Genomic DNA, 16,444 nt, shown 5'->3' on the forward strand with positions numbered 1-16,444 from the left:
CCCTTATTCCGCCGCCAGCGCATAGTCGGCGCGCGGCAATTCCGCCGCCAGCGCTTGCGCGATATTGCTGACCAGCGCCTGCATCCTCGCCACGCCCGGCCCCGGTCGCTCCAGCGCCACGTCCAGATAGAGGCTGCGGTCGATCTCGATCTGGATCGCATGCATGCCCTGCTCCGGCCGGCCATGGCGATCCACCATATGATCGCCGGCATAGGGACTGTTCTGCGCCACGCTGAAGCCATGGCTTTCGGCAATATCGGTCGCCAACATCATCAACCGGGTCGACGCGCTGCGCCCGAACCGATCGCCCAGCACCAGCGCCGGTGCCGATTGCCCCGCTGCGGGCGGCGGCAAGGGCGGCATGGAATGCAGGTCGATCAGGATCGCATGACCATGCGCCTGCCGCGCTGCGGTCATCAGGCGCGCGACCGCGGCATGATAGGGACGATGCAGTTCCTCGACCCTACGCACCGCCTCCGCCCAGAGCATGGGCCGTTGCCATAACTCATGGGCGCCCGGCATGCGACGCGGGAACAGCCCCAGCCCGCCACGCAGCTTGACGCTGGTCTGCAAGGGCACATTGCGCGGCAGATCGGCGATCATGGCGGGATCGATCTCCCGCTCATGCCGGTTAAGGTCGATCATCGCGCGCGGCGACCGCGCGACAAGAACGGAAAATCCGTCCGCAATCAGAGGATGCGCCAGCAGATCGACCCAACGATCCTCCAGCCGACGCAGCATCTGCGGCTGCACCCGCGCTGCCGCGAAGAGATCGTCGGGATAGTCCCGCCCTGCATGGGGCACGGACAATATGACCGGCTGGTCGGGCACAACCGGGCCATAAAGATCGAAAACAGTCTCGGTCAGGGTCGGGGAACGCGGCGCGGGATGGTCCAATGCGGCTCCTTTCACCGGCGCGCAAAAAAGCCTTGCTCGGCTGGATAATATTTACACCTTGTCGCATATAAGCGGGCCACGCGCCACCCCGTTGGCGGCGCGCAATTCGGCGAATCAGCCGCATGGGACTGTGTAGGGGCAATGGTTCGCATATTATTGGCGGAAGATGATGAGAGCATGCGGGTCTATCTCGCCCGCGCGCTCGAACGATCGGGTTATGAGGTGGTGTCGGCCGCAACCGGCATGGAAGCCTTGCCGCATATCAACAGCGATCGGTTCGATCTGCTGCTGACGGACATCGTTATGCCGGAAATGGACGGCATCGAACTGGCGCAGCACGCCGCGCAGGTCGCGCCAGACATGCGGATCATGTTCATCACCGGTTTTGCCGCCGTGACGCTGAAAGCCGGCAAGGCCGTGCCGCAGGCAAAGGTGCTGTCCAAGCCCTTCCACCTGCGCGATCTGGTGCTGGAGGTCGAACGCATGTTCGGCAGCGAAAGCGTGTCGGGCCTGAGCTGACAGGCCCGATCGGGCGGGCCCTCAGTCAGCCACCACTTCTTCCATATCCGGCGTCGGATCGAGCGGGCGCCCTGCCATCGCGGCGTTGAGCCGTTCGCGATCCAGGCCCTTTTCCCAGGCCGACACCACGATCGTCGCCACCGCATTGCCGATGAAGTTGGTCAACGCCCGAACTTCGCTCATGAAGCGGTCGACGCCCAATATCAGCGTCATCCCCGCCACCGGCACCGACGGCACGATCGACAATGTCGCCGCCAGGGTGATGAAGCCCGCGCCGGTCACGCCAGCCGCCCCCTTGGACGAAATCATCGCCACCAGCAGCAGCAAAATCTGCTGCTCCAAAGTCAGATGCACATTGCAGGCCTGCGCAATGAAAAGCGCCGCCAACGTCATATAGATGTTGGTGCCGTCCAGATTGAAGCTGTAGCCGGTCGGCACGACCAGCCCGACCACCGACTTGCGGCAACCGGCCCGCTCCATCTTCTCGATCAGGCTGGGCAGCGCCGCCTCGGACGAAGACGTGCCCAGCACCAGCAGCAATTCCGTTTTCAGATAGCGTATCAGGTGCAGGATATTGAACCCGGCGAACCAGCCCACCGTCCCCAACACCACCAGCACGAACAAAAGCGCTGTCAGGTAGAAGGTCGCAACCAGCCCGGCGAGATTGGCAAGCGTACCGACGCCATATTCGCCGATAGTGAAGGCCATCGCGCCAAAAGCGCCGATCGGCGCCGCCTTCATCAGGAAAGCGACCAGCTTGAACACCGCATGGCTCGCCGATTCGAGCACAGCCATCAACGGATCGGCCTTTTCCCCCACCATGGTCATCGCGATGCCGAACAGGATCGCCACGAACAGCACCTGAAGGATATTCCCGTCCGCCACCGCCGACACCATGGTCGATGGGATGATGCCCATCAGGAAGCCCGTCAGCGTCCGCTCATGCGCCTGATGCGCATAATCGGCGACCCTGCCGGCATCCAGCGTCGCGGGATCGATGTTGAGGCCTGCCCCCGGCTGCACGACATTGGCGACGATCAGACCGACAACCAGCGCGAGCGTCGAGAAGGTCAGGAAATAGCCGAAGGCCTTGGCCGTGACCCGGCCGATCGCGCCCAGTTCCTTCATGCCCGCGATGCCGGTGACGATCGTCAGAAAGATGACCGGCGCGATGATCATCTTCACCAGCTTGATGAAGGCTTCACCCAGCGGTTTCAGCTGCTTGCCAGCATCCGGCCAGAAGTGGCCGATCAGCACACCCAGGGCGATCGCTATGAGAACCTGAACATAGAGCTGGCGATAAAAAGGCAACCGTGGCGCCGTTTCAACCGGCGAAGATGGCGTTGGCAGCATGGATGTCGGCGTCCCCTGTTTGCGCCGCAGCATATGGCCGACCCATGTCCTGTCCAGAAGAATATCGGCATGAATCAATTTCCTGCTTGCGCGAGTCACCGACCCCCGTTATTGGCCCCCTCCACGGCGGGCGTGTAGCTCAGTGGTAGAGCACTGTGTTGACATCGCAGGGGTCGCAAGTTCAATCCTTGCCACGCCCACCATGACAAAGCCCGTCGCTTCAAATGAAGCGGCGGGCTTTCTCTTTTCCAACATTTCAGCGCTGCGGTTGACCGCCTATCCGTTTGCCATGCGGCCCGTGATGATGCGCAGCTTGCGACAGGCTTCGCGCTTACCCGACAGCGCGCGCTCCACCTTGGCCCAGGCCTCTATATCGGCAGCGGTGATGCAATCTTCATCGGTCGAACGAATGTGGAGGGGCTGGATGATGGGAGCACGCATGGTCAACTCTTGGGACTTGAAGGGGTCTCGACTATAGCGCGGCGGCGTGTCAGGAGCATGTCCTCGACATTACAGACAGGCAATACAACCAAGGGACAGGCGATGACGGCGACGTGCGAGCGAATCGGAGGCAGGCGCGTCCTCTTCGTCATGGCCGTGGAGGCCGAATATGGGCCGCACCTGCGCGCCCGCTTCTCGCCCCTGCTGACCGGCGTGGGGCCCGTGGAAGCCGCGCTTGTCACCGGCATGGCGCTTCAGGACCTGGCTCGAAGGGGCGACCTGCCCGATCTGGTCGTCAGCTTGGGGTCAGCCGGATCGCGGGCCTGTCCGCTCGGCGAGATATATCAGATATCCAGCGTTTCCTGGCGGGACATGGATGCGTCCCGCCTTGGCTTTACCAAGGGCGTCACGCCTCTGACCGATCATCCGGTCGACCTACCCCTCGTCACCCCCCTGCCCCTGCCGCTGGCACGCCTGTCGACCGGCGCGAATGTGGTCGGCGGAGAGGAATATGGCGCCATCGACGCGGATATGGTCGACATGGAGACATTCGCGGTCGCGCGAGCCTGTTCGCGATTCGACGTCCCTCTGATGGGCCTGCGCGGCGTATCGGACGGACCGGGCGAACTGGACCATATCGATAGCTGGACCGCCCTGCTGGGCCTGCTGGACGAGCGACTGGCGGCGGCCGTAGATCTGTTGCCGGACGCACTAGGCAGCATCGCCAGCGCCGCCTGATCGTCAGCAACCACCCGGCTGCGACACCGTGCCCTTGGGCCAGGACAGCTGGTAGGTGACCAGAAAGCCGTCATGATCCGACAATTCGGGACCGCTTGGCCCGCCGTCGAACATCGCTTCCACCCGGATCGGCCGAACCGCGACCCGGTCGCCGGGCCAGAAAAATTGCAGATCCTGCGTATCCATCCACGGCTCGTCGCCATCCCAGGACATGCGGACATCGCAGGCGGACGCCGGATCGGCGCAAACCCGGTGCACCAGATTGAGCGACTGGTAGCGGGAGAAATTCTCCCAGCGCGGTTCGGAATGGCGCATGTTGAAATCGCCGCCGAAGATGACGGGATAGGCATCATCATGGGTGCGATCGATGAAGGCCGACGCCTCCAGCGACTGGCGATCATGCGCGGCCAGATTGCGGGGACCGGGCGCGCGCGACGCGCCCCGGCTGTTCATATGGGTGTCGTAGATATCGATCGGCGTCGGCACGCCCGGCACGGCGATCCGAGCGAGGACTATCCCCTTATTGGCCAGACAATCGATCCCCGCACAGGACCGGCGGCCATAAGCATGCATGTCGACATCGACGATCGGATAGCGGGAAGCGATGGCAAGACCGCTGCCGGTGAAATGCAGGCCGATCTCACCCCGCTTGATATGCGATTTGCCCGGTAGCGTGTCCCGCGTCACGCCCTTCGCGCGAGTCGTGCGGCGCGGTCCGGTCACGATCGCGGGATAGCCGGTGGCGGCCACCGCCTTCTTGGCGGCGCCGCTGAACATCTCCTGAAACAGGATGATGTCAGGCGCCTGTCCCGCAACACGCAGGGCAGACAGGCGATCGCCGATGGCGCGCAGCGACGCCGCGCGCCCGGAACGGGCGGGCCAGCCCAGACCCTCGATATTATAGGTCAGCACCGTCAGCCTGGTCGTGACCCGATCCGCATCCGCGCTGACGGACAGGACAGGCGGATGCACTGCATCACAACTGGCCGATCGCAAGGGCAAGGGCGTGGCGCAACCTGTCGCCAGCAGCGTGAGCGCCATTGCGGCGGCGGCAGGCAAAGGGACAATCGTCGGCACAGCCTTCCCCCCACTACTTCTTCGGCGCTATTCGCCCTCGAACGCCATGATCGCCCGCGCCGCGATGCCTTCGGCCTTCAGCGCGGCCATACCGCCTAGATCCGGCAGGTCTATCGCGAATAGAGCCAGCAGGACGCTCGCTCCCTGCTCACGCAGCAGTTGCGCGGCCGCGACCGCCGTACCGCCCGTGGCGATCAGATCATCGACCAGAATGACCCGGCGCCCCTGTGGCACCTGCCCTTCATGCATCTCCAGCCTGTCGGTGCCATATTCCAGGCAATAATCGATGCCGACCGTCTTGCCGGGCAGCTTGCCCGCCTTGCGCACGGGCACGAACCCCTTACCCAGCGCGATCGCCAGCGCCGCGCCCAGAATGAAGCCGCGCGCCTCGATCCCCACGATCAGGTCGGGATCGAGCGGCCGGGCGATATCGGCCAGTTGCGCCGTCAGGTCGCGCAGCCCCTCGCCATCGGCCAGCAAGGTGGTGATGTCGCGAAACTGGATGCCCGGCTTGGGAAAGTCGGGGATGGTGCGGACGAGGTCGGTCAGATCGCTGCTCATGCGCGCCTCCATAGAGAAAGGGCGCGGCTTCCTCAAGAAACCGCGCCCCTCATCTCGTCGATAAGAAGGAGGTCAGGCCGCCTTCTTCTTGTCCGCCCAGATATTCTTGTAGGACATATAGGCCAGACCCGTGGCGATCAGCAGGAAGATGATCGTCGCCAGCCCCGCCGCACGGCGATTCTCCAGCTTCGGTTCGGCCGTCCATGTCAGGAAGGCCGACACGTCCTGCGCCATCTGGTCCACGGTCGGATTGGTGCCATCACTATAGGTCACCTGCCCGTCCGCCGACAGCGGCGGCGCCATCGCCAGATTCAGGTTGGCGAAATAGGGGTTATAATGCAGCCCCTCCGGCGTCTTGGAATCCGGGAACTTCTTGAGCAGTTCGGCCGGCTGTTCCTGGAACCCGGTCAGCAGCGAATAGACATAGGCGGTGCCATGGTGGCGTGCCTTGGTCATCAGCGACAGATCCGGCGGGATCGCATTATTGTTCGCCGCCGCCGCCGCGACATTGTTCGCGAAGGGCTTGGGGAAATGATCGGCCGGAACCGGATCGCGCGTTGCCGGCTCGCCCGTCGCCGGGTCGACCGATGGCGTCTTGATCGCCCATTGCTTGGCGATCGCCTTCACTTCCGCCTCATTATAGCCGAGCGCTTCCAGATCGCGGAAAGCGACGAACTTCAGGCTGTGGCAGGCCGAACAGACTTCCTTGAACACCTGGAAGCCGCGCTGGAGCTGCCGCTGGTCATATTTGCCGAAGGGCCCGTCGAACGAGAAGGACACATGTTTGGGGGCCAGGTGGAATTCATGCTCCACCGTCTTGGCCGGCGGTTCCGTCACGTAGGAATAGGCGCCCACGAGGAAGGAAACGAACAGCCAGCCGGCGAAGAAGAGGCCGACGAGAAATGCGCCGATGCGAACCATAGCTGTCTACCCCTTTATTCGGCCGGGACCGCGGCGGTTTCGCCGTCAGCCTTGGCATATTTGGCCAGCACCGATTCGGTGATCGATCCGGGCAGCGGCAGCGGCTTTTCGAAACGCGCGATCAGCGGCAGGATGATCAGGAAATGCGCGAAATAATAACCCGCGAAAAGCTGCGAGATCATCACATAGGGTTCTTCCGCCGGAGCACCGCCGCAATAACCCAGGACCAGCACGTCGATGATCAGGATCCAGAAGAATTTCCGGAACATCGGGCGATAATGGCCAGACCGCACCGGCGACGTGTCGAGCCAGGGCAGGAAGAAGAGCAGCAGGATCGATGCGAACATCGCCAGCACGCCCAGCAGCTTGGCCGGCACGAAGAAGAAGTCGACGGTGAAGGCGCGCAGGATCGCGTAGAAGGGCCAGAAATACCATTCGGGCACGATATGCGCGGGCGTCGAAAGCGGGTTCGCTTCGATATAATTGTCCGGATGCCCCAGATAATTGGGCGCAAAGAACAAAACGGCCGTAAACAGGATCAGGAAGACGCCGACGCCGAACCCGTCCTTCGCGGTGTAATAGGGATGGAAAGGCACGGTGTCCTGCGGCCCCTGCACTTCCACGCCGGTCGGGTTGGAAGAGCCGGGAATATGCAGCGCCCAGATATGCAGGATGATGACCCCCGCAATCACGAAAGGCAGCAGGAAGTGCAGCGAAAAGAAGCGGTTCAGCGAAGCGTTGCCGGGGGCGAAACCACCCAGCAGCCAGGTCTGGATCGGTTCGCCCACCACGGGTATCGCGCCGAACAGACCGGTGATCACCTTCGCACCCCAATAGCTCATCTGCCCCCAGGGGAGCACATAGCCCATGAAGGCGGTCGCCATCATGAGGAGGAAGATGACGAGGCCCAGCAGCCACACCATTTCGCGCGGCGCCTTGTAGCTACCGAAATAGAGGCCGCGGAAAATGTGGAGATAGACCACGATGAAGAAGAAGCTGGCGCCGTTGGCGTGCGCATAGCGCATCAGCCAGCCGGCGTTGACGTCGCGCATCGTCTGTTCGACGGTGCTGAAGGCGACCAGATCATTGGCGCCATAATGCATCGCCATGATGACGCCGGTGACGATCTGGATCACCAGCGCCACGCCGGCGAGCACGCCGAAATTCCAGAAATAATTGAGGTTGCGCGGCACCGGATAGCCCGCGCCGATCGCGTTATAGACGAGGCGCGGCAGCGGCAGCTTCTCGTCGACCCACTGCATCAGCGGATGCTTGGGGGTATAATGTTCGGCCCATGGAAAGCTCATGTTCGTCCCCCTCAACCCACAAGAATGGCAGTGTCGGAAGTGAAGCTGAACTTCGGCACTTCCAGGTTCTTGGGGGCAGGCCCCTTACGGATGCGGGCCGCCGTGTCGTAGGACGATCCGTGGCAGGGGCAGAAATAACCGCCAAATTCACCGCGATTCTCGCCTTCGCCGGCACCGAGCGGAACGCAGCCCAGATGGGTGCAGACGCCCATGGTGATCAACCACTGCTTCTTGCCGTCGACCGTGCGTTCCTCCAGCGTCTGCGGATCGCGCAGCGTGGACGGATCGACCTTGTCGGCTTCGGCGATTTCGGCGGGGGTCAATTGCCGCACGAACAGCGGCTGGGACCGGAATGTGGTCTTGATCGCCTGACCCGGCTGGATCGCGGACAAATCCACTTCGGTCGAGGCCAGTGCCAGCACATCGGCGCTGGGGTTCATCTGGTCGATCAGCGGCAGGGCAACGACGACAGCGCCGACCCCTGCAAAGCTCACCGCAGCGATGTTGATGAAATCGCGGCGGCGTACCCCTTCTCCGCCGGATAGACTTTGGCCGTCAGAATGCTCTACGCTCGCCATGCACCTCTACCCTTGCAAGACTTCCCTGTACACGCCGGGACGCCCTTAACGGCCCTGTTTATCTAGGGATTTGGGATTTCAGCCTGTGACTGCTCCCGCCTTCCCCCCGGCGTGTTCGAAGGGGTGATAACCGGACTGCGCCGCCTTTGCCAGTCGCAATATTACCTAGCCTGTTGCAAATGCTCCTAATGGACTATGGCGCTGCGCCATGCGTATCGCCCTTTATCAACCGGAAATCGCGGGCAATGTCGGTGCAATATTGCGCCTCGCGGCCTGTTTGTCTGTGCCCGTCGACATCATCATGCCGACCGGGTTCGCCTTTTCGGACGCCCGCCTCAAGCGCGCGGCGATGGATTATGGAGAGTCGGCCGACGTGACCCGCCATGCCAATTTCGCGGCTTTCGACGCCCTGCGCCAGTCGCAGGGCCGCCGTTTGCTGCTGATGAGCGCCCATGCCTCACAGCGCCTGCCCGATGTGCAGTTCCGCGACGACGATATCCTGCTGATGGGATCGGAAAGCGCGGGCGTGCCGGACGATGTGCGCGATCTGGCCGATATCCGCGTCCGCATTCCGATGGCGCCGGGCTTCCGGTCCTTGAACATCGCCGTGTCCACTGGCATCGCCGTCGCCGAAGCCCTGCGCCAGACCGGAAAGTTTCCTGCATGACCAATCCGATTCCTACCGTGCCCTTCGTTCTGGATGCCCGGCAGCAGGCGGCGCGGACATGGTTCGAATCGCTGCGGAACCGCATCTGCGCCGAGTTCGAGGCGATCGAGCGGGAAGCGGGCAGCGACGCCCGTTTCGACTTCACCGCCTGGGACCGGGAGGCTGATGGCCAGGCGCCCGGCGAAGGCGGTGGCGGCGTGCGCGGCGTGATGAAGGGCAAGGTCTTCGAGAAGGTCGGCGTGAATGTGTCGACCGTGGGCGGCGAATTTGCCCCCGGCTTTGCCCAGACGATTCATGGCGCGGCGGACAATCCTGCCTTTTTCGCGACCGGGATCAGCCTGGTCGCGCATATGGCCAATCCGCATGTGCCCGCCGTCCACATGAACACCCGCTATCTGGTGACGACCAAATGCTGGTTCGGCGGCGGCGCGGACCTCAATCCGCCGCTGCCCCGCGACGAGGATACGGCGCATTTCCATGCTGTGCTGAAGGCCGCCTGCGACGGGCATGAGGCGGACTATTATCCGCGCTTCAAAAAATGGGCGGACGACTATTTCTTCATCCCCCACCGCAATGTGCATCGCGGCGTAGGCGGCATTTTCTACGATCATCTCGAATGCACGGACGATGCCGCGTTCGACGCGCATTTCGCCTTCACCCGCGCTGTCGGCGACGCCTTCCTCGCCGCCTTCCCGCCTATCGTGCGCCGCCGCATGGGCGACGCTTGGACGGACGCCGACTATCGCACGATGCTGGAATGGCGCGGGCGCTATGCCGAATTCAATCTGGTGCATGATCGCGGAACCTTGTTCGGCCTCAAGACCGGCGGCAATATCGACGCGATCCTTATGAGCCTGCCGCCCATGGCGAGCTGGAGCTGATGCCGTTCATCCCCATCGAGCCCGGCATGGTGGCGACGGTCGTCACCCATCTGGAGATGCGCGAAAAGCCCCGGCCAGCGCCCATCCCGCCCGCGCCGTTGCGGCTGGTGCCGTGGAAGACGCCCGATCTTGCCGCCTATCGCACCCTGTTCCGGCGCGTCGGGGAGCCATGGCTCTGGTTTTCCCGCCTCGTCATGCGCGATGCCGACCTTCAGGCCATTCTTCATGACCCAGCGGTGGAGGTCTATGCCGTCACCGATCCACGCGGCACCGAAGTCGGCCTGCTGGAACTGGATTTCCGGTCACTGCCGAACTGCGAACTCAGCTTCTTCGGCCTTGTGCCTGAACTCAACGGCAAGGGGCTGGGCCGCTGGCTGATGGCACAGGCCAAATCCCTCGCCTGGCGCAAAGGCGTGGAGCGTTTCTGGGTCCACACCTGCACGCTGGATAGCCCGGCGGCGCTGGGCTTCTATCAGAAGTCCGGATTTACGCCCTATGGCCGGGAGATCGAGACGTTCGCCGACCCGCGACTGGCCGGCGTGCTGCCGCGCGACGCCGCCCCGCATGTGCCGCTGCTGGGTTAGGGTTTCACGCCTTCCAGCTGACGATAGATGCGCGCCGTCAGCACCATCAGATAGACGTTGAGAATACCCGAAGCCAGCGCGACCACCAGATCGGTGATCGCCCGGCCGCTATCCTTGCCCAGCAACAGCGTGCCGACCACGCCGATAGCGGCCTGAACGGCAAACTGGATGATGAAGATCAGCACCATCGAAATTACGAGGAAGACGATCATCCGGCCGGCCTGCCCCCGCGTCAGCGCCAGCGCTTCCCGCAAGGAGGCGATTACGCCGGAGCGGCGGTCGATGATCACGGCGCTGAGCGGCACCAGTCGCGCGCTGGCATAGAGAATCACCCCCGTCATCAGCAGGATGGACAGTTGGACACCCACCCCCTTGCCGATGGCGACAGCCAGCAGCCCACCGACCATAGCCACCAGGAAAATGGCCATCAGCAGGGCAAGCCCGACGATCGCCGATGCCCCCACCAGCACGCCGAGGCGCGACAGGGCAAGACGGATCGCCTCCCCCACGCTGATCCCCGGTCGCAGCGCCAGCGCATAGACGGACAGGGAACCGATCAGCATGACGATCGCGCCGACGATCACGCCCAGACTGACCGATGCGGGAAGCGGCGGCAGCGACTCCAGCGTCTGGCCGGGCTGCAACTGCATATAATTGGCCGGGATCATCTGCTGGACGATGGCCAGCGGCACCGACAGGAACAGCAGCGCTACCGGAAAGAGCAGATGCCCTTCCCGCTTGATGAAGGCCAGGCTTTCTTCCCATGCCTTGCCGATCGACATTGTCGTCATATCTTTCGCCTGATCTCTGTCCGGAAAATGCGGGCCGAGCCTTGATCGCTCGCCCAGTCCAAGTCAAGGAAGCGTCCATGCCCGATCCGATCCTTCAGCCCTTCCCCGCTTCCGTCGAATGGCGGGTGGACACCGCCCCGGTCGACTATCCCACCGCCCTTGCCGATATGGAGGCGCGCGCCAGCGCCATCCATGACGGGGAGGCGCAGGAACGGGTATGGCTGATCGAACATCCGCCGCTCTACACGGCGGGCACCAGCGCCGATCCGGCCGAACTGCTCGATCCGCGCTTCCCGGTCCATGCGGCCGGCCGTGGCGGTCGCTACACCTATCATGGGCCGGGACAACGGATCGGCTATCTCAACATCGACCTGCGCGAACGGGGCAAGGATGTCCGCAATTTCGTCCATCATCTCGAAGGCTGGATGATCGCGGCGCTGGGCGATCTGGGCATCGCCGCCCGCCGCGCCGAAGGACGCATCGGCATCTGGACCGACGATCGGCAGGGGCGGGAGGCGAAGATCGGCGCGCTCGGCATTCGCGTGCGGCGCTGGATCACGCTCCATGGCTTTGCGATCAATGTCGACCCCGACCTGTCCCATTTCGGGGGCATCGTGCCGTGCGGCATCAGCGAGTTCCCGGTCACCAGCATCGCGGCGCTGGGCGGTGACACGTCCATGGCGACGCTGGATGCTGCGCTCAAGGCCCATTTTCCCGCCTTTCTCAGTCGCTTGGCCCGTTGCGGCACGGGGGTTGAGCAATGCGAAACAGGCGGCTAGGGTCGCGCCTTCTTTTCGCCGGGCGGGGGCTGCCGGGCATGACCGCTTTCAAGGAGACCCGGATGCGTCATATCTTTGCCGTCGCGTTGCTCGCCGCCAGCCTTGCCGCCTGTAGCCAAAAGGATGAGAGCGGCAACAAGGTGCAGATGAAGGACATGGAAGTGGTGGATGGCACCGCGACCGACGCCATGACCGATCTGGATGGCGTGCAGAGCGAAGGCACCACCGTCGCCCTGCCCAGCGATAATGCCGCCACCGGCAACAGCGCGGCCAAGCCTGCGAGCGAGAAGCCGACCGCTGAAAAGCCCGCCGGTGAAGATGCCGAAGTGCTGGCCGATCAGTAAGAATGTTCAGCGGCGATACAGCCGTCCGACAGGAAAAGACGGCGTTGGAAGATTGCGCCCTGCGCGCGATATTTCCGGAGAGGCGATAGTGATGATGTTCCGTTCCCCCCTGCGCCCCATGATGGCGGCTTTGGCATTGGCGACCCTGCCTCTGGCTGCCCAGCCTGCCGCCGCGCAATTTTTCTGGTCGCCGCCCGACTTCAGCACCCCGCCGCTGACCGACGCGGCCGCGGCGACCGCCATGGGATTGCCGGGCGCGACCGCCGGAGAAATCAAGGCGGGCCTTGCCTGGAACCTGCGCGCCGCGCTGAATGTCGCCGCGCTGCAATGCGATTTCGAACGCACGCTGCTGACCACCGGCAATTATAACGAGGTGATCGCCCATCATGACGCCGAACTGGACGCGGCGCAGGTAACGATGCTCGGCTATTTCCAGCGCACGGCTGGCAAGGGCAAACCCGGCCAGTCCGCATGGGACATGTATAATACCCGCATCTATTCCAGCTATTCGACGGTGCAGGCGCAGAAGGGCTTTTGCCAGACCGCCGCCCAGGTCGGACAGGACGCCATATTTGCCGATCGCGGCACGCTGGCCGATGTGGCGCGCAAGGGGCTGGGATCGATCAAGAAGTCGACCATCGCGGCTGGCGAGCAATTTTACGGCACGCCCGGCTATGACTACAGCCTCGCCATGCCCTCCTTCGATCCGAAATGCTGGAAGAAGGGCGTGCTGGAACCCGCCTGCCATCAGGCATGGAATAACAAGGTCGGCGTGAAGCCCTGATATGACATGCATTTCCGGCGGGTCGTTACCCGACCGCCGGAAATCTCAGCGCAATCCCAGATATTTATGCGCCTGTACCGTCAGTCGCCATTGCGGCCGGTCCATGACCAGCGCGATCGCGGCGCGGACATTATCCTGTGCATGGGCATCGTCCAGCGGCTGGATCAGATGATGGTCGAACGCCCAGTCGGCCATCCCATCGACATCCGCCAGACTATGGCCCATGCCCGGCTGCGGCCAGACCAGCTTCAATTCATGCCCGAACCGCTGCACCACATCGCTGCCCGCCTTGGGACTGATGCAGATCCAGTCGATCTTCGGATGCGCCGGCAGGGTGCCATTGCTTTCGATCGCAATGGTGAAGCCGCGTTCATGCAGGGCATCGACCAGCGCATCGTCAATCTGCAACATCGGCTCGCCGCCGGTGAGCACGATATAGCGGCCATCCGCCCGGTCGCCCCAAAAGCCAAGCGCAGCATCCGCCAACGCCGCCGCATCAGCGAATTTGCCGCCGCCCAGCCCATCCGTGCCGACGAAATCCGTGTCGCAAAACTGGCAGATTGCCTTTTCCCGGTCCTGCTCTCGCCCGGTCCACAAATTGCAGCCGGCAAAGCGCAGGAAGACGGCGCGCCGTCCCGCCTGAACCCCTTCCCCCTGAAGGGTCAGGAACATTTCCTTGACCGCATAGCTCATGACAATCGCCTGTTCAGGGCCGCGTCGCGTAGACGGTGGGATCGGGCAGGCCCGCTTCCTCATAGCCTTTCGACCGCAGGCGACAACTGTCGCACAGGCCGCAATGCTTGCCGTCCGGCGTGGGATCATAGCAGGACCAACTCAGCCCCGTATCCAGTCCCAGCCGATAGGCTTCCCGCACGATGTCGGCTTTGCTCATATATTGCAGCGGCGTGTTGATGCGGATCGGATGGCCTTCCACTCCCGCCTTGGTCGCCAGAGTCGCCATCTTCTGGAAGGCGTCGATAAATTCCGGGCGGCAATCGGGATAGCCGGAATAATCGAGCGCATTCACGCCGATGAAGATATCGCTCGCCCCGGCCACTTCGGCCAGCCCCAGCGTCAGCGACAGGAAGATGGTGTTGCGCGCCGGGACATAGGTGATCGGAATATCGGGACCGACGCCATCCTTGGGCACGGCGATATCCGCCGTCAGGGCCGATCCGCCGAACGCCGTCAGATCGAGCGGCAGGACGATATGCCGGATCGCATTGAGCGATTCGGCCACGCGCGCCGCCGCGCTCAGCTCGACACGATGCCGCTGATTATAGTCGATCGACAGGGCCAGCACATGATAGCCGGCCTCACGCGCCAAACCGCCTGCGACGAGAGAATCGAGGCCGCCCGAAAGCAGCACGACAGCGAATTTTCCAGCATTGGCAACCATCGGATCGCGCTACCCCTCGGAACGCTCTAGCGCAAGTCGCTGTGCGGATCGCGGCAATCAGCCACAGGCGCCTACGCGCCGCCCTTCGGCGGCAAAGGCGAAGGGCGCGCCATCAGCGATACCCTGCGACCGGATCTGCACCAGATGGGTCGTTTCGATGCGCAGGTCGGTACGCCCGTTACCGGCCGCCGCACAATCATAGGTGACGGACACCGCATTGGGCGCATCGGCCACGGTGAAGCTGCGGCAAAGCGCGGCGCCGTGGCGCACCTGTAGCAATTGCCGCAAATCGGTGACGCACAGCTTGCGGGTTTCCGCGCCGTCGCCTCGGTCACGCAATTCCCACTCGCCCGGCTCCAGCGTGCGCAGAGCCACAGGCCCCGGCGCGTTCGCCGCACCCGGAACCGCTGCCGCAACGGTAGTCGCCATCATAAAAGCCGCCGCAGCGCATAGCTGCCGCAGTTTGGTCCTGCTCATATCCAGCTCATTCGCCAAAAGCCGCCGCCCCTGCGGCCGCGACTGTTCAAGTCTTGCCTGCCAGCCAATTACGGCGATTTCATAACCTAAAAGCTGCGATCCGCCTCAATTACAAATATCGTTAGCGCTCGTTTGGAAATGCGCCTCTGGCGCATCCGCATCGGCATCGAAAATACGCTCTTCCGCGCATTTTCGAAACAAACAGCCAATCAATGGGTCGCGAAACTGTCCAGCGCGAGCGGAAAAATGCGCGAGCAAAAGGCGCAATCCACGCCGATCACGCCCTGATCATCCGCCATCTCGGCACGATCCTCGACAGAAAAGCGGCCGATCACGTCGCGAATATGGGTCAGGTCGCATCGGCATCCCTTGGCCATCGCGACCGATTCGGTCACGCGCACTTCCTCTTCCTCATGGAACAGACGCCACAATATGTCCGTCAGCGGCAAGGCAGGATCGGTCAGTTCTTCGGGCTTCAGCGTTTCGGCCAGCACCTGCACATGCTCCCATTCGGGATGATCATGCCGCACATGCAGCCGCTCGCGCCCAACTTCTCCCTCCGGCAGATGCTGGAGCAGCAGGCCGGCCGCGATGCAGCCCTCCCCCGCCTCATGGCGGGTGGCGATGCGGATCACGCTGGGGATCTGTTCGGACTGGAAGAAATAATGTTCGGCGGCATCGGCCAGCGACTGGCCTTCCAGCGGCACGATCCCCTGATAGCGTTCGCCCGTCACCGCCTGATCGAAGGTGATCGCCAGATAGCCCTTGCCGAACAGGCCGAACAGCGACGGATCAGGGCCCATCTCCGCCAGCCGGTCGGCATCGAACTTGGCATAGCCGCGCAGATCGCCATCCTTATAGTCAGCTACCAGCAGGCTGACGACGCCATGTTCGGTCTGCGCCTGAAGGGTCAGTTGCCCGTCCGCCTGCTTGAGGGTGCTGCCCAGCAAGGCTGCCAGCACCAGCGCCGACGCCAGCAGCCGCTCCACCGGCGGCGGATAGGCATGGGCGGCCAGCACCTGATCCAGCACCGGCCCCAGCCGCACGAGGCGACCGCGCGCGTGGCGCGACGGGATGGTGAAGCCAAGGGCCAGGTCAAGATCGGCGGCAGATGTCAATTCACAGCTCCGGTCGTCCGGCACGCACAGCGCCGGACCAAGATTGGGCATCCAGCAATATGGACGGGCCGCCTAGTGGATTGATTTTGACATTTGCATCCCCCGGCGGCTGGGATGGGTCTGCAAATGTCAAAATCGTAAAATCCACTAGGATCAAATATTTCTAGTGGTCCGAACAGATTCTGACATTCGTGTGCCACATGGCTTCAAGCCATGTCGAATGTCAGA

The 16,444-nt window shown here is 63.2% G+C and carries 21 protein-coding genes and 1 tRNA gene; 9 read left to right on the top strand and 13 right to left on the bottom strand.

From position 1 onward, the window contains the following. Positions 1 to 3: 3 nt before the first annotated feature. A complete protein-coding gene (locus BMX92_RS01870; RefSeq protein ID WP_093010896.1) occupies positions 4 to 897 on the bottom strand; it encodes an N-formylglutamate amidohydrolase in 894 nt (297 codons plus the stop codon). A 141-nt stretch (positions 898 to 1,038) separates the two neighbouring features. Here BMX92_RS01870 and cpdR point away from each other — a divergent pair, with 141 nt between their 5' ends. Then, positions 1,039 to 1,416 (top strand): cell cycle two-component system response regulator CpdR, encoded by a 378-nt coding sequence (gene cpdR, locus BMX92_RS01875; protein WP_093010899.1) that lies wholly within the window; start codon positions 1,039 to 1,041, stop codon positions 1,414 to 1,416. A 21-nt stretch (positions 1,417 to 1,437) separates the two neighbouring features. Here the strand turns inward: cpdR and BMX92_RS01880 are convergent, their stop codons facing one another. Continuing rightward, positions 1,438 to 2,769 (bottom strand): dicarboxylate/amino acid:cation symporter, encoded by a 1,332-nt coding sequence (locus tag BMX92_RS01880; protein ID WP_093011329.1) that lies wholly within the window; start codon positions 2,767 to 2,769, stop codon positions 1,438 to 1,440. A gap of 128 nt (positions 2,770 to 2,897) precedes the next feature. On the opposite strand from BMX92_RS01880, the gene BMX92_RS01885 reads away from it, so the two are divergent. Continuing rightward, a tRNA-Val gene (locus BMX92_RS01885) sits at positions 2,898 to 2,972 on the top strand. A gap of 73 nt (positions 2,973 to 3,045) precedes the next feature. On the opposite strand, the gene BMX92_RS27245 is transcribed toward BMX92_RS01885, so the two are convergent. Further along, complete coding sequence (locus BMX92_RS27245) at positions 3,046 to 3,210, bottom strand: hypothetical protein (RefSeq protein ID WP_177184897.1); 165 nt, start codon at positions 3,208 to 3,210, stop codon at positions 3,046 to 3,048. Between the two features lie 102 nt (positions 3,211 to 3,312). Between BMX92_RS27245 and BMX92_RS01890 the strand changes: the two genes are divergently transcribed. After that, positions 3,313 to 3,948: a 5'-methylthioadenosine/S-adenosylhomocysteine nucleosidase gene (locus BMX92_RS01890; protein ID WP_093010902.1), complete on the top strand. Its 636-nt coding sequence runs from the start codon at positions 3,313 to 3,315 to the stop codon at positions 3,946 to 3,948. A 3-nt stretch (positions 3,949 to 3,951) separates the two neighbouring features. Here the strand turns inward: BMX92_RS01890 and BMX92_RS01895 are convergent, their stop codons facing one another. The 5 genes from BMX92_RS01895 to petA all read right to left on the bottom strand — a co-directional run bounded on the left by BMX92_RS01895 (position 3,952) and on the right by petA (position 8,392). Beyond that, a complete protein-coding gene (locus BMX92_RS01895) occupies positions 3,952 to 4,989 on the bottom strand; it encodes an endonuclease/exonuclease/phosphatase family protein (RefSeq protein WP_093010905.1) in 1,038 nt (345 codons plus the stop codon). Between the two features lie 63 nt (positions 4,990 to 5,052). Then, positions 5,053 to 5,586 carry an adenine phosphoribosyltransferase gene (locus BMX92_RS01900; protein ID WP_093011332.1) on the bottom strand — a complete coding sequence of 178 codons (534 nt, stop codon included), beginning with the start codon at positions 5,584 to 5,586 and terminating at the stop codon, positions 5,053 to 5,055. 72 nt (positions 5,587 to 5,658) lie between these two features. Further along, a complete protein-coding gene (locus BMX92_RS01905; RefSeq protein WP_093010908.1) occupies positions 5,659 to 6,507 on the bottom strand; it encodes a cytochrome c1 in 849 nt (282 codons plus the stop codon). Positions 6,508 to 6,521: 14 nt separating this feature from the next. Beyond that, positions 6,522 to 7,814, bottom strand: coding sequence for a cytochrome b (locus tag BMX92_RS01910; protein ID WP_093010911.1), 1,293 nt, complete (start codon positions 7,812 to 7,814; stop codon positions 6,522 to 6,524). Positions 7,815 to 7,825: 11 nt separating this feature from the next. Then, a complete protein-coding gene (gene petA, locus BMX92_RS01915; protein ID WP_093010914.1) occupies positions 7,826 to 8,392 on the bottom strand; it encodes a ubiquinol-cytochrome c reductase iron-sulfur subunit in 567 nt (188 codons plus the stop codon). Between the two features lie 208 nt (positions 8,393 to 8,600). On the opposite strand from petA, the gene BMX92_RS01920 reads away from it, so the two are divergent. Genes BMX92_RS01920 through BMX92_RS01930 form a run of 3 tightly spaced genes read left to right on the top strand, consistent with a single transcriptional unit; the run spans position 8,601 to position 10,524 of the window. After that, on the top strand, positions 8,601 to 9,059 hold the full coding sequence (locus BMX92_RS01920) for a tRNA (cytidine(34)-2'-O)-methyltransferase (protein ID WP_093010917.1): 459 nt from the start codon (positions 8,601 to 8,603) through the stop codon (positions 9,057 to 9,059). After that, complete coding sequence (gene hemF / locus BMX92_RS01925; protein ID WP_093010920.1) at positions 9,056 to 9,940, top strand: oxygen-dependent coproporphyrinogen oxidase; 885 nt, start codon at positions 9,056 to 9,058, stop codon at positions 9,938 to 9,940. The genes BMX92_RS01920 and hemF overlap by 4 nt, the downstream gene beginning before the upstream one ends. Beyond that, entirely contained in the window at positions 9,940 to 10,524 is a 585-nt protein-coding gene (locus tag BMX92_RS01930; protein ID WP_093010923.1) for a GNAT family N-acetyltransferase, read from the top strand. The genes hemF and BMX92_RS01930 overlap by 1 nt, the downstream gene beginning before the upstream one ends. Here the strand turns inward: BMX92_RS01930 and BMX92_RS01935 are convergent. Further along, positions 10,521 to 11,315: a hypothetical protein gene (locus BMX92_RS01935; RefSeq protein WP_143066703.1), complete on the bottom strand. Its 795-nt coding sequence runs from the start codon at positions 11,313 to 11,315 to the stop codon at positions 10,521 to 10,523. The two genes, BMX92_RS01930 and BMX92_RS01935, sit on opposite strands and share 4 nt — an antisense overlap. Before the next feature lie 77 nt (positions 11,316 to 11,392). Here BMX92_RS01935 and lipB point away from each other — a divergent pair, with 77 nt between their 5' ends. The 3 genes from lipB to BMX92_RS01950 all read left to right on the top strand — a co-directional run bounded on the left by lipB (position 11,393) and on the right by BMX92_RS01950 (position 13,222). After that, the gene (gene lipB, locus BMX92_RS01940) at positions 11,393 to 12,094 is read left to right on the top strand and encodes a lipoyl(octanoyl) transferase LipB (protein ID WP_093010929.1); all 702 of its coding nucleotides are present in this window, start codon (positions 11,393 to 11,395) and stop codon (positions 12,092 to 12,094) included. 62 nt (positions 12,095 to 12,156) lie between these two features. Then, complete coding sequence (locus BMX92_RS01945) at positions 12,157 to 12,438, top strand: hypothetical protein (RefSeq protein WP_093011335.1); 282 nt, start codon at positions 12,157 to 12,159, stop codon at positions 12,436 to 12,438. Positions 12,439 to 12,529: 91 nt separating this feature from the next. Beyond that, positions 12,530 to 13,222, top strand: a complete 693-nt coding sequence (locus BMX92_RS01950; RefSeq protein WP_093010932.1) for a hypothetical protein — start codon at positions 12,530 to 12,532, stop codon at positions 13,220 to 13,222. 45 nt (positions 13,223 to 13,267) lie between these two features. On the opposite strand, the gene queE is transcribed toward BMX92_RS01950, so the two are convergent. From queE to BMX92_RS01970, 4 genes are all read right to left on the bottom strand, one after another. After that, positions 13,268 to 13,915, bottom strand: a complete 648-nt coding sequence (gene queE, locus BMX92_RS01955) for a 7-carboxy-7-deazaguanine synthase (protein ID WP_093010935.1) — start codon at positions 13,913 to 13,915, stop codon at positions 13,268 to 13,270. 13 nt (positions 13,916 to 13,928) lie between these two features. After that, positions 13,929 to 14,621, bottom strand: a complete 693-nt coding sequence (gene queC, locus BMX92_RS01960) for a 7-cyano-7-deazaguanine synthase QueC (protein WP_093010938.1) — start codon at positions 14,619 to 14,621, stop codon at positions 13,929 to 13,931. Positions 14,622 to 14,678: 57 nt separating this feature from the next. Further along, positions 14,679 to 15,098, bottom strand: a complete 420-nt coding sequence (locus BMX92_RS01965; protein WP_093010941.1) for a DUF3617 domain-containing protein — start codon at positions 15,096 to 15,098, stop codon at positions 14,679 to 14,681. 209 nt (positions 15,099 to 15,307) lie between these two features. Next, positions 15,308 to 16,216 carry an Hsp33 family molecular chaperone HslO gene (locus BMX92_RS01970; protein WP_256213239.1) on the bottom strand — a complete coding sequence of 303 codons (909 nt, stop codon included), beginning with the start codon at positions 16,214 to 16,216 and terminating at the stop codon, positions 15,308 to 15,310. Positions 16,217 to 16,444 lie beyond the last annotated feature (228 nt).

The organism is Sphingobium sp. YR768, from assembly GCF_900111125.1.
GTDB lineage: Bacteria > Pseudomonadota > Alphaproteobacteria > Sphingomonadales > Sphingomonadaceae > Sphingobium.